A 14657-nucleotide genomic window follows, 5' to 3' on the forward strand; every position below is an offset into this window, starting at 1 on the left:
AGAACCAAACAGCCTTTTAATGGTTGCTTGATTCTATTCATTTACTCATTATCAACAGGATTTGACAAAGAGCCATTTTTCTGGAACAACAAATATTTATATTCTTTACCAGCAATTTCAATAAAACGCTGGGTAGCAATATTACGCCAGCCAAAATGAGCAAAAAACTCTTGGGCATCCTTATCATCGGCTAAGCACCATAGATAAATCTTGCCGTAACCCATCTTTTTCAACTCATTTTCAGCGGCATTTAACAAGGTTTTCCCTACATTATAACCTTGAAAATCAGGATCAACATACAAGGCCATTAATTCGCCGCACCCTAACATTCTGGTGTCACGTGGACGACCATAGCTAACTGCAGCTCGAACCTTGTTATCATCATCTTCAAAAATCAAATTATGGCGACCACTTTCATTAAGCCGCTTTACCCAAGCATTAGCTGGAATATTATCCAAAAATACATCTGGCAACATACCCTTGTAAGTTTCTTGCCAAGTAGTTTGGAAAAGTTTACTAGTTTGTTTTGCTTCGTCTTCACTAATTAATGGTTTAATAATCATTTTTACTTCTTCTTTGTCAAAACAGTTACAGCTTCTACATGTGGCGTTTGTGGGAACATATCAACAGGATCAATGCGCTTAAATTCATAGCCTTGCTCTTGAAACAAAAGCAAATCACGAATCATCGTTGCAGGATTACATGAGATATAAACAACCTTCTTTGGTCCTGTCTTAACAGTCGCATTAATAAATTCAGGTGTCAAGCCTTTTCTCGGTGGATCTACAAACACAACATCAGTCTTTAAACCACTCTTGGCCCAACGCGGCATTACTTCTTCTGCCTTACCTAAATAATACTCAGCGTTATCAATATCATTAAGTTCAGCATTATCTTTAGCATCTTTAATGGCATCTCGGACAACTTCAATTCCACGCACGACCTTAACATGCTTAGCTACGCTTAAGCCAATCGTACCAATTCCTGAATAGGCATCAATTACAACATCGTCTGGTTTCAATTCCGCTTGTTTAATCGCTAAATCATACAAACGAGGAGTTTGCAGTGAATTAATCTGGAAGAAACTTTGCGGTGAAATTCTAAACTTCAAATCGCCAATTTTATCAGTAATCTGATCATTACCAAAGACCAAGTAATCCTTTTTACCTAAAATCACATTAGTCTTCTTGGGATTATAGTTCAAAATCAAGCCAGAAACTTTAGGAATTTCGCTAATCTCGGCAGCAACACCCATCATTTGTGGGAAGTCTTTAACTCGGCTAACCAAAATTACCATGATTTCACCAGTAGCCTTGCTGCGGCGCACATCAAGATAACGAATGATCCCAGTATTATTCACTTCATTATATGGCGCTACCTTGTACTTGCGCAAAACATCGCGAACAGCCACTAATACTCGATCAATCTCAGGATCGGTAGTAAAGAAATTGGTTAATGGCACCAAATCATGCGAATGACGTCTGAAAAAACCAATCTCCAGTTGGCCATTATATTCCCGCACTGGCACTTGAGCCTTATTACGGTAACCAGTTTGCTCTGGACTAGGTAAAGTTTGACCAACTTCAATTTCATCCAAGTGTGCCTTTTTTAACAAATTAACAACTTGATTACGCTTAAATTCAAGCTGTTTGTCATATTTAATATGAGCTAAAGATGCTAGTCCCGTTTGCACCCATTGATTTAACTTAATCTTAACGCGATCAGGACTTTCTTTTTTAATTTTTTCAATTTTAGCAAAGGCAAAATTCTTTTTAACCTTCAAAATCTTGGCACTAACAATTTCACCCGGAAGGGCGTTAGTGACGAATACGGTCATCCCCTCATAGTGGGCTACACCCATTGCTTCATACGAAAGATCGGTAATTTCTAAATCTATAATTTGATTCTTTTTCATACTCACTCAACCTTAAAAAATAGCTCTCTATTATTATAATACTTGACCAATCTTTGTGCTTCAAAAAATAATCGCCTGCTTTTTAGAACCAACTATCACCCATATATGCATGCAAAATATGGTTAGCCGCTACTTTCAACCTCAAATAGTTAATATTATTAGAAAATAACATAATCATACGCTTAGTCTTGTAATTCGCAACAAAGCAGCAATTATAACCAGGGATACTACCATTAGCACGAATGATGTCACCATTAAAATACACGCCACCAAAGTAAGCTACTGTCTGATGCTGGGCTTGGTGGTAATACTCGTTTACCATTTTAGGATTTTCCAACACATCATTATATACAAATTTCCAATAATCAATTGGTGACATGAATAGGTTCCCTGCTCCAAAGTCCGATGACGTCGTCACTGTCACTTGGTGCCAGTCAACATTTTTACTCATTGGCTGAGGGATCTCATTCTGATTAACTTCAGAGAAATCCTTAACTTTCTGGAGTTTAAGTGGTTTTGCAAAATTGGTCTGAATATAAGTATTATAACTTAAATTAGTTTGCTTGCTAATAATAGCTGCTAACAATTCATAATCAACATCTTGGTAATCCCAAGTATGAAGATGATCATTCTCCATGTGATTAAGCATATAAGCTATTTGTTCTTTCTGATTTTTAAGCGGAGAAGATGGTCGAGCATTGTTAACTAAACCACTAGTATGATTCATTAGCTCACGAATTGTAATATCTTTACTACCTAAAACTTGAGGATAATAGTTAGATAAAGAGGTAGTCCAACCTAATAATTTTTCTTGTTGCAGCTGATAAATTGCAGTTCCCGTCATAATTTTTTGTAGCGAAGCAATCGGAAACAATTGATTAGCGTTAACTATTTGGTTTGAATCAGTGGTCTCCTTATTTTGGATAACAATCGGCTGCCCCTTTTTATCATTAATTAACATTACACCATTGATATGATGAAACTTCATGTAATCATGCAGCTGCTCTTTCTGATTCTTAATTCCATTGTCCAGCTTATCTCCTGGATGCACAATGAATAAAAATATTGCAAAGGCACAAAGTGCCAAAAAGATGGATAAAGCTCGTTTTTTATGCATAAATACTCCTCTTAATTACTATCCCAAGCAATGTAATAATTATATTTCCTCAATTGTAAATCTAGTATCTAAATAGATTCAACTATTGTGTGATTTTATGCAATGAAAAAACATGCTTCCTTAGAAACATGTTTTTCAAGTCATTTAAACTACTTTTCACGCTTGCGCTTATAGTCCGCAATACCGAATAAAGTTGCCTCACAGCTTAAAATCAAGCCGATTAAGCCTAAATGATTATCATTTTCACCGGTTTGTGGTAATTTTCCACGTTCAACGCTATTAGTAGTATTATTTCTTACCTTTACATCCGTCACTTTAGAACTACTGCTTAGTCCCTTAGGAGTATTAAGGCTATTACTATCTCTATTTCTTACTCTTTGACCTTTTTCTAAAGCATTTCCCTTAACACCAGAAATTGATTCATAGTAATTTTTCTTAGTCTTCGATGTTTTTGATTTTCCCGACTTCGAACTATTATGCACAGCATGCTTTTCAATCTTATGATGCTTAGCTGTCTTGTGTTCTACTATTTTTTCTTTCTTAGTAGGATTATCAGATTTGTCTGCTTTATCTGGAACAACTGGTTTTTCAGACTTATTATGCTGATCTGGAATAGACTGCTTATCAATTGGTCCTTCTGGAACAACATCACGATGGTAAGTTACAGTTATTTCAATATCATTAGAATCATGATTAACAGTTATCTTATCAATCTTGTCTTGATCAGGAGTGTAACCTGCGATTGCTGGAGATTTAACTTCATCAAAATCCTGTGATTTAGTCCATTCAATCTTAGTATTCTTTGAATTTACTAAGTCGCGAATTCCTGTCTCAGTGAATTTTACCTGTTTATTCACATCTTCGTGAGCAGGCGTGCCATCTTCGTAGACGTAATGGATAGTTTCGTTAACGACCTTGGTATTATTAATTGGCTCAGTCTTATGAGTAAAGTGAGCGATAAAGACTTGATCTTTATTCTTATCTTTATCAAACTTACCATAATCCACACCAGATAATTTCTTGCCATTAAGTTTATCAGAACTATCTTTTGGATCATTTCCTTTAGCTACAGCCACGAAGTTATAGTTTGTGAAGTTATAAGATGATGGAATGTCAAAGTTAAGTTTACTGTCACTATCACCATTTACATTAATATCTGGGGCCAATTCAATGAATTTACCATCAGTATCATCGTAGAAGCGAAGCTGAGCTTTTTGATTGTCAATCTTATAAGTTACTGTCTTTTCAATATCCTTAGAATCATGATCAACAGTTATCTTGCCAATCTTAGCTTGATCAGGAGTGTAACCTGCAATTTCTGGAGATCTAACCTCATCAAAGCTATTCTTTTCAGACTTCCAATCATTCCAATTATCTTTATCAGTTACTTCATCATGTTGCCCATCACGAGTGAATGTTACTGGAATACCTTTTGTATCTTTATAAGCCTTAGTACCGTCCTCGTAAACATAATGAATCGTTTCGTTAATAGTCTTAGAATCATTAATTGGTGTCATGTGATGAGTCAAATGAACATTATAAACTTGATCCTTCTTATCATCATGATCGAAGACTAATTCTTTACCACCGGTTTCATCAAAAACTAAATCATAATGTTGCTCCTTGTAACTACTAATTGAATCGTTAGTAGCATAGTTAGAATTTTCATCAGATTTACCAGTTAATTCCTTAGTAGCTAAAGTCTTACCTGTTGTGTCGTCAATATAGTTAACAGTAATCTTTTGCCCATCAGCTGTATATTTCACAACATAGTTATAATTATGGGTCTTACCATTTACGAAGTCATTATCTGCTGGGATTGGTGCAGCGACTTCAGCCTTATCTGCAGTATAGCCACCAATTGTTGGTGAAGTTACATCTTCAAAAGCTGTAGCTTTTTGATCCTTGCCGGGCTTCCATTCTCTATAAGTAGTATTGCCAGTATGATTGTCCTTAATGTTTTCTCTGGTGTACTCAATTGAATGATCATAATCTGGTTTAGCTTGATTACCATTTTCATATTGATACTTAATATTTTCATGCAAAGTAGTAGTTTCAGTAATTACTGTCTTCTTATGCTTCAAGTAAACATAAATATCAGTATTTGGCTTATCAACTATACCTGAGGTTACCCCATCAGGAAGTGAAGTAGTAGCTAGAACATAGTTATCACTAGTATAGTCCCAAGGAGTATTACTGTATGTATCACCATAATTTTGATTTTCAAAGCTTTGCTCTGGATCAGTAATTTCTGCACCATCAGCTGGTTCAAAATCATTAGTCTTATCAGAGCCATCAACATCAATATAGTGAATAGTTACATTTCCCTTCTTGTGAGTTACGTAAATAGTTACTAATTGCGGATCTCCTTCAAATTTAAGACCATCAAGTATATCGGTCTTTTTAAGCTTAGCATCCGTAGAAGCGTGAGGCACTACAGTGTAATTTGAACTGATGCTATCAATAATATTTTGATATTTTTGAGCAAAAGTTTGACTATGACCTTCATCGGGATTTACTAATGCTGTAGCAATGTCATCATCAGTCGTTCCTTCTCCTAATTCAGTTGGGTCTACTAACTTTTTGCTTTCAACATTACCATTTTCATCTTCCACAACTACTTGATAATTGATCTTATGAGCTTTTTTAACGAATACATAGTAGTTTTGCTCACTAGGAATATAATTTCCATCGTATGAACCATAATTACCATCATACGAACCATTGGATGCATCAGAAGAATATGGATCATATTGTTGTTCACCACGTGTTTGTTTATCGCGCTGAACAACTATGTAACCTTGTTTCTTTAATAAAGCAAGAATTTGATCGTCTTTTGCAGTATTATCATAAATTTGATCGGCTTTATTAATTTCAATCGTTACTGGATTGTCAGATCCCTCAATCATCTCTGTTCCATCACTATTGAGCTCAAGTTCTGTACCAGAATTATACATTGCAGAATATTTACTAGTTGCTGGAGCTAAAATAGTGCCTGACTCTTTAAAAGAATCAATAGCTTCCTGAGTCAAAGGAGGTATTTGATCAACATCTATATAGTGTATCTTTACATTAACAGGGGTACTGTTTTGATCAATCGGATATGCCGCATAACTTAATTTAATGATTTGTGGATGTAAATCTATATTCTTGTCATCCTTATTATCATAATCAGTATTATCAAAGCTCCAAGTAGCATCTGCTGGAAGTTCTAAGTTCAAGGTTCCAGTATCATCAGTATAAGTTTTCGCACCTGATAAGCCTGTGATAGAAACTACAAAGCTGCTATCATCTTTTGACATACCATTTTCTGAAAGATTAAGACTAGAACCACTCGATAATTTACCTGTAGTTAAATATGTCAGTAAATTAAGCATTGCTGAATTTACACTATCACTATTATTCGAAACAAACTTATCTTTATTTAACTTGTTAGTAATTACTACTGTATGTAATTTTCCTTCCTTGTCTGTTACTTGATATGTTGCCTTATCAATGTAATAGCCAGCTCGTTTGTAGATGCTTAGCATTCCTAATCCAAGTGGATCATTTTCAGGAAGAGACGGATGATGATGAACCTGATTACCATCTTTATCAGTCTCATATTGGCCATTCTGCCATGAATTATATGGGTCAAAAGCATTATATGTTTGCGATCCATTTGTGGTAGGTTTAATTAGGCTATTACCGGTCTCTCCTTGAACCTTAAAGTAATCTGTACCAGATTCATCTGCTTCCTCAGTAGTTTTTGGCAAAGCATACGTTTTAGTAGTAGCGTTTTCAGTATATGGATCATTATCACTTAGGATATACAGAGTCTGTTTACGGTTTTCAACTGGCGTATAAACCACAAAGAAGTTTTGCGTATTGCCATTAATTTTCAAATCATCATTGTCAACCATCGTATCATACTTTGGATGTGCTTTTAGCGCATCTAGCAAAGTATCATACTTTTCGCCCTCGCCGTTAACAGTAAGCATATCTAGTAATTGTGATTGAGTTACATAATCTATTGTATTTTCTTTTTCTGTAAGAATAAAGCTAGTATTAGCGCTTTGAACTAAAGTTTGCAAATCCTGCCCATCAAAGTAATATACCTTGTAAGTGTATCCACTACGTGCAAGTGTTTGATCATCAAATTTAAACACAATATTGCTATTTTCATGATAGTTTTCGTCTACACTATTAGAAGTATCAAGTAATTGATTCTTCTCGCCTAATCCTTGACCCATTAAAATCAAATTAGCTCGACTAGGTACATAATAGAAAGTTAGATTTTGATCAAACTCAATAGTATTATCGGCTACTTTTTTATCCGTATTTAGAGAAAGACCGCCTGACTTAATATCATATACGACACCCGTATTCCGGTTTTCTTTCAAATCATCTGGCAACCTTGACCCAACACCATCCTTGAATACACTGTTAGGCACACCATAATAGTCTTGTCCATTGTTGCCATCTCTTAAGAAAGTGCCTATATTTGCAGGAACCTGATAATTTTCAAGATTTAAGTTTTTAAACAAAGCATCAAAGTCAATTTGATCTACTGCACCAGTCAAAGGATTATAGCTTCCATTAATCGTAAGTGTTAATGGAGTTTCCAAATCATAGTCTTTCTGCAACTTATTAGTTTGATTTCTTTCATCAACAAATTCAACATGACGCTTGACTACAATATTACGTACAAAGTCGCGTTTCTTAACTAAATTGTAAACAACAGTATCGCCATCAAAGTCATACATTGAGGTCTTACCAAAAGCTGCAGTTCCATTTGACATATTATTAGGATACTTGGTATCTGAATTTTCAATCTTATAACCGGATTCAATATCCAAAACATAGCCATCTGGAATAGCATTTATTATTGCTTCAGGAATTAAAGTATAATTCTTTTTATTAACTGCGTCATCAAAATCACTGTTCTTAGTTGCAGAAATAAAGTCCGACTGCTTTACCGTATCAATTCCATCTTTATAAGTATGATTCATCGTTGGAACAGAGATATCCACTTGACTACCATCTTCAAAATGAAGCTTAAACTTGATGGTAGACTGACCCGAAATATTAATTGCAGCTGACCCCTTATCACCAGCGGCAATAGTTACTGGATTTAAATCGTCAGTCCAAGCAGCAGATGAAGCATATGCTGTTTTATTAACATCTTTAGCGAAAGTTGGATCATATCCATTTAAACTAACGCCATAAACTGTATTTCCTGGAATTTTACCAATTGTAGTTAAAACCGTTTTAATTTTTGACCAATCCGTAACTTTATCAGCAGTAACAAAGTGAGACATTAGATCAGGATCGTCACGATTTAAGCTATTGATATTAAGGTTATCAATAGAATAGTAGTTCTGAACACCAGAAGTAATAGCATCCCCAGTATTAAGGTTTACAACTTGCGCTGAGTTATCACCAGTTAGTTGGAAATTAAATTCTGATTTACCATCGTCGGTTCCCGGAACATGAGAAACAATAACTGCATGATAAGTGTCTTTGTCTTCAGAGTTAACCAAAACATTAGAGAAGGTCATATTCCATGAGCCTTTATCGTCAGACTGACCATTTGGAATTAAGTTTGTATTTTTATTACCTTGTGCCAAACTCGTTGAATAAGTACCAGTAGCTGCAATAACATTCCAATTACCAGAAGTTAGTCTATAAGCATTGGTTGAATTTTCAACAAATGGAAGAACTTGGTTATCAGTAACTCGGCTTGAATTATATCGCAGCTTCTCTCCTTGAGGCAATGATACGTATACTTGATAATCGCTAGTCAAATTTAATTTCGTAATTAGATTTGAATTATCTAACTTCAAATAAACATCATGGCTATTAGCTGTTGCTTTTTGAACAAAATCGCCTGTAATTTTAACAATCGTTCTGCCATTAGTTTTAAATTGCGTTAAGCTAGTAACTTCACCTACAGCATCTCCATACATTGGCTTAGAACTATTCAAGTTTGCATTAGTTGGCAAAACGACATAATATGTTAATTTTTCTGGTTTTTTTAGCAAATCATAGCTATATAAATCAATATATCCAGCTTCTTTGGCCCCAGGTTGGTCGTTTGTTTGCCGTCCCATTGCATTAATTTGATTATAATGTATTTCAGGCTTTACTGGAGCTTTTTCAATGATAACCTCATTTTGCGTAAAGTGAGCAGGATTTTTGGCATCTTTAATTCCATCAGCAATTACATATAGGTCAGTATGCAAATTATTGCCTGCCTTTACTTCACTGCCATCAGAATATTTCTTAGCTAATACTCCATTTAATCCAAAACCATTAATTGAGTCAAAAGCTTTTACCTTATCAAAAGTTAGTTTAACACTCTTGATCTTCTTACCAGTGATTGCAGGTATCACAGTAGATACACTATTAGCAGCTACACTGCCTGATTGAGTTGTGCCATCGTCAAGAGTAAACACATATTTATAAGCACGATTATCTGAAGGCGTTGATAATCCACTAATATCCATCCCATCAGGTACATTGACCGTCATGGAAACATTATTAAGATCATATGCCGTAATATTTCTAACGCCAATGTTATTATTCAAATTGTGATTGGTTTTATCTTCAATTGCAGTTATTGGCTTAGTTTTATCAATTTCACCAGTGATTTGGTCATAATCATACTTATCTGGAGCAATTGAAGCTGTAAATACACTACCTGCTGGCAAATCATCTAATCCATGATCTTGAACAAGAATGGTTACTGTTACAGGGGTAATAGATTTAGTTGCCACTCCTGTTGTATCATTTGTTTTCTGAGTCACCGTTGGTCTATCTGAAGTAGATAAGGTGGTATTTCCTTTTGGAGTATCCATCTTAAACTGACCAATAAGGTTTATCCCCATAGAATAACCACTATTTGGAATATTTTGCGTTAACTTTGGTAAAACTAGCCTTATCTTTTGACCATCTTGGGTAAATACACCGTGATAATCAGATATAATATTGCTATTAGCGGCATTGGTTGCCTCAGTATTCAACACAAAGTTAGCCGGCATTGGAACTTCTAAAGTAGTTCCGTGATTAAAATTTTCACCAAAATTATTTACATTCAAACGCCACTCATAATCTGTATTAGCTTTAAGTGGAAGATCATCACCAACTCCAGGATTAACTTCCTTCCCACTCAATGTATACAATGCATGGCTTGCATCACTAGAACCAGTAGTATAAGTATCCCAACTCAAGTAAATATTCTTGGCAATAGTTTGCTCAAATTCAATAGTCTTTAACAGCTCATCATTCTTATATAAAAACGCTTGACGGGTAAATGTACCAGTTGAGTGGAGCTTATCAGCACTAAAATTAGAATTTGTATTAACTAAAATAGGCTGACTATTGGCATTTGCTTTAGTAAATGTATCAGTAATCACCCATTGTTTTTTATCTTTGTCATACGTAGTTACAGAATTACCATAGTTTCCCTGAAATTGACCAGCAGTAACTTTATCAATCCCTTGACCATCAGAGTTAGTTGCATCAAAACCATCAGCGGTAGTCTCAGGGATAATAACTTTATAAATATCTCCTGCCTTAGCTTCATTAGTATTGAAATTAATAACTATTGAATTACCTGAACTAATTTTAGTTTTATCAGTATTAAACTCAGTTTTACCTTCGGTCTGAACAACAGCTTTAGAAGCCATGAGTGACTTTACGTCCGCCTTACTAAATTGAGTCAATTTTTGAGAGTCAATCGTTTGATTAGTAGCTTTATTGGCTGTAATTTGGTTATTATCAGTTTCAGCTTTAGCCTCACTTTGATTTTCCGGATCAGTAGATTGCTTTACCCCTCCAATTTTTTCTTGGGAGCTAGCTTGCTTTACAGCATCTGTAGCAATATCTTTTTCATTCACAGTTGCCTTATCGTTTATTTCAATCTTCTGATCAGGCACATCATTTTTGTGACTAGAATCAACAATCGAATTTTCAACTTGTTCAGTCGTCGCATTTTTGGCTTCAGTTATTTCTGCATGACTTACTGTAGCTGTTGAGCCTAAATAAAAAACAGTCCCTAGAAGAACGGAGGCTGTTCCTATTGTTAATTTTCTAATACTGAATCTCTGTCTAGCATTAGCCAGATCAAGTTCTTTATTTTTATGTATTCTCATCTTAATCCTCTTATATAACTCGTTGTTATGTATCTTTCCTATTAATAATAACATGAGCAGCATAATTACTGCACTAAATTTCACTTCTCTTATTTCATGCACTATACTAAAAAATAGCTTTTCTGTAAATACGTCACATTCAAAAAGATTTTGCTTAAATCTATTGACAGATATTTTTAATCTTGCTATCATATTGCTCAACAAGAAACGAAAAGTAGCAACTTTGCTCAGCGTTCAGAGAACTGGTGGTAGCTGCAAACCAGGCAGGCAAAGCTTGACGAAATACATCGTTATAATGTTGTTCGGAAAAATTCAGAACCGTTACCATCTGATAGAGATTCAAGTTCTTATGCTTGAAAGAGTGGGTGGTACCACGGCTATTGTCGTCCCGTTGACTAATAAGTCAACGGGATTTTTTATTTGGAGGAATAAAAATGAAGAAAAAGAAAGTTTCCTTTACTGAATCAATTATTATCTTAATTGCACTCCTCACTATTCTGGGATTGGCAGTTATCAAGTTTGCCCTTTCTCCAGAAGTGCCAGTTTTATTCACTGTCCTTTTACTTACCTTTTGGGCTAGACTGCGTGGCTTTTCCTGGCAAGATGTTCAAGATGGCATCAAAGAAGGAATTAGTGTAGCCATTATTCCGATTTTTATCTTTATTTTAATCGGCGCTTTGATCGGGATCTGGATTAAAGCAGGAATCATCCCTTCCATCATGGTCCTGGGTTTCCACTTAATCAGTGGCAGTTTCTTCGTTCCATCTGTTTTTATTGTTTGTTCAATTATTGGGATGGCAATCGGTAGTGGTTTTACCACAATCTCAACTGTTGGGATTGCGCTTTTTGGGATCGGAACTAGTATGAACCTTAATCCTGCCTTAGTTGCTGGGGCAATTATCTCTGGAGCTGTTTTTGGCGATAAGATGTCTCCTTTATCCGATTCAACCAACCTTTCTTCAGCAGTTGCCGAAAGTGAATTATTCGCCCACATTAAAAATATGATGTGGTCAACCATTCCTGCTTTTGTAGTTTCATTAATTTTATTCTGGATCTTAGGCAACAGTGGCAACATGGATCCAACTAAGATTGAACGTACTTCACATATTTTACAAACTAACTTCAGTATCAGCTGGTGGGCAATTGTCCCAATTATCTTGATGATCTTTTGTGCTTGGCGCAAAATTTCCGCAATCCCTACGCTCTTTTTAAATATTGCGGTTACTGTAATCATGATTTTTATTCAAAGTCCCCACGAATCTATTCAATCGCTTAACAATTTAGTTATGAACGGCTTTGTGGCTAAAACTAGTGATGCTTCTGTTAATGCCTTATTAACCCGTGGTGGTATTTCCAGCATGATGGCTACAGTAGCTTTGATCATTTCTACCTTATCTTTGGGTGGGATGCTCATGAAGTTCAACATTGTGCAAAGCGCAATGGAACCACTCGTTAAACATTTAACCAAGCCTGGTCGTTTAATTACGGTCACCATTTTATCTGGTATCTGTATCAACCTTTTTGTTGGTGAACAATACCTATCAGTTATCTTACCTGGTCGTGCATTTAAGCCGGCTTTTGATAAAATTAAGCTTTCACCATTAGCCCTTAGCCGCGTACTTGAAGACGGCGGTAGCGTAATTAACTACTTAATTCCCTGGGGTGTTGCCGGTTCATTCGCCGCTTCAACTTTAGGTGTGCCAGTTTTACATTTCTTACCATTCGTCTTCTTCAGTCTTCTTTCACCAATCTTCTCTATTTTGAGCGGAATCACCGGAATCGGCTTGAAGTGGGCTAAAGAAAAGTAGAAAATAATCATATCAGTAAAAAAGTTCCTAGGACCATCGTCTTTAGGAACTTTTTTACGCAATCTACTAGAATTCAGGAATAAATAATGCAAATTAATGACCATAAAAGTAACTGGTGGTTAGCTGATATTGGTGATTATCTCAAGGTTATTGCTAACGGTTGTGTTATGTTGCAACCAATTATTACTCTTTTCTTGACCTTACCATTCGATCATTCACAGCAGCTCTTTTTGGCATCACTTTATAACCTCGTCAAATTCACTTCACCAGCCTTCATTTTCGGAATTGTCTTTACCGTAATTAGGAAAAATGACCAGCAGGCAAAATTACCTTTAAAATCATATTTTACCGACCAGTGGGATAATAACTTCTTTCCTACTTTTGCTTGGACTTTAGTTTATCTCATTGCTATGCCTAATCTGCAGCAACACGGGCATTTTCACAATATTGCCACATTCATCTGGCAATTCTTCAGTGGTAATGCTGCACCTCATCTTTGGTACAGTGTCATGATGCTGCAATTTTTGCTTATCATGCCTGGAATCAAATCAGTCTGCAACTGGGTCCAGCATTCTTATCGACGACTACTAATCGCAGTTATTAGTTCCGGAATTATTTACTTTGCCTGGTTAATTTTTTATGATCGCTTCGTTTTAAATGGTCCCGAAGCTACCCATTGGTATTTATTAGATCGTATCTTTATCAGCTTTTTGATCTTTGGGCTCTACGGTGGCTTAAGCTGGAATTTTCATCATGAAATTCAAACTTTTCTGTTTACATATTGGTGGCTAATTGTGGGATTTTACCTTTTAACCTATTTTTGGACCAGAGATTTATTTTTAGCCACTTCCAAATTAACAGACCTAACCAACGACAGTTATTACCTACCTTCAATGGCAATTTATGCTTTAGCGGTTATCCTCTTGATTTACCTAATCTGTATTGCACAAAAAGTCTTTAATATGAACTACTGGCTAAAATCAATTCACTTTCTAGCTTTTTATGCTTATCGAGCATTTTTAGCCAATGTTTTTTGGGATCGTATCTTTTGGCAATATTTTAATTTTAAACAGCTAGCTTTACAAAATATTTATTTAGCTGTCTTACTACTCTGGATTTGTACATGGTGTGCTTCATATTTATCTGTTTATGTAATTCACCAACTTTGGCTTAAAATTAATGGTTCTGTCGGTCCATCCTAATTTGCGCACGTCGATATTCCTGACTGTCACGCGTAGGTTGAGCAACTATATCTGTAATTATTATTTCATGATCATTTCGTTCAAAGACGATTGCTTGGTCTAATTCCGCATTTACTTTTTTATTGATAGTGGTATCTTGATTAAATTTTAAATCATCAAGCTCCCGATCAATAAATGTTTTTTGTGAGCTGGTTAGCTGATGATATTTATCTGCAGCAGCTTTAGTAAACGACAGAATCATTTTACAATTAAACTCACCTATTTTATCCGGATGCTCACTTCTTTGACCGCGTACGTCATCATCAATATATCTTTTCTTCATCAAAAATCACTTCCTCTATTTTTACTATACATGATATCATTTTTATTAGATATTTTTCTGCCTGGTTTAGTTTTTTTATAAGAAAAACTTACTATTTATCATTTAGGCCCTAAATACGGTAAAATAGATGGGACAATTAAATAAAAGGAGTGTAGTAA

The 14657-nt window shown here is 35.3% G+C and carries 7 protein-coding genes; 2 read left to right on the forward strand and 5 right to left on the reverse strand.

All coding sequences use genetic code 11. The features are described from left to right. Positions 1-41: 41 nt before the first annotated feature. The 4 genes from Q0Y84_RS09800 to Q0Y84_RS09815 form a co-directional block, all read right to left on the reverse strand. Positions 42-563, reverse strand: a complete 522-nt coding sequence (locus Q0Y84_RS09800; protein WP_297953141.1) for a GNAT family N-acetyltransferase — start codon at positions 561-563, stop codon at positions 42-44. A gap of 2 nt (positions 564-565) precedes the next feature. Beyond that, positions 566-1915: a 23S rRNA (uracil(1939)-C(5))-methyltransferase RlmD gene (gene rlmD / locus Q0Y84_RS09805; RefSeq protein ID WP_297953143.1), complete on the reverse strand. Its 1350-nt coding sequence runs from the start codon at positions 1913-1915 to the stop codon at positions 566-568. Between the two features lie 82 nt (positions 1916-1997). Next, positions 1998-3032: a serine hydrolase domain-containing protein gene (locus Q0Y84_RS09810; protein ID WP_297953145.1), complete on the reverse strand. Its 1035-nt coding sequence runs from the start codon at positions 3030-3032 to the stop codon at positions 1998-2000. A gap of 149 nt (positions 3033-3181) precedes the next feature. After that, positions 3182-11167, reverse strand: coding sequence for a YSIRK-type signal peptide-containing protein (locus Q0Y84_RS09815; protein ID WP_297953147.1), 7986 nt, complete (start codon positions 11165-11167; stop codon positions 3182-3184). A 434-nt stretch (positions 11168-11601) separates the two neighbouring features. Between Q0Y84_RS09815 and nhaC the strand changes: the two genes are divergently transcribed. After that, a complete protein-coding gene (gene nhaC, locus Q0Y84_RS09820) occupies positions 11602-12975 on the forward strand; it encodes a Na+/H+ antiporter NhaC (RefSeq protein ID WP_297953149.1) in 1374 nt (457 codons plus the stop codon). An 86-nt stretch (positions 12976-13061) separates the two neighbouring features. Continuing rightward, positions 13062-14177, forward strand: a complete 1116-nt coding sequence (locus tag Q0Y84_RS09825) for a hypothetical protein (protein ID WP_297953151.1) — start codon at positions 13062-13064, stop codon at positions 14175-14177. On the opposite strand, the gene Q0Y84_RS09830 is transcribed toward Q0Y84_RS09825, so the two are convergent. Then, positions 14152-14499, reverse strand: coding sequence for a hypothetical protein (locus tag Q0Y84_RS09830; RefSeq protein WP_297953153.1), 348 nt, complete (start codon positions 14497-14499; stop codon positions 14152-14154). The two genes, Q0Y84_RS09825 and Q0Y84_RS09830, sit on opposite strands and share 26 nt — an antisense overlap. Between the last annotated feature and the right edge of the window lie 158 nt (positions 14500-14657).

The sequence above is a fragment of the uncultured Lactobacillus sp. genome (assembly GCF_947367125.1).
GTDB lineage: Bacteria > Bacillota > Bacilli > Lactobacillales > Lactobacillaceae > Lactobacillus.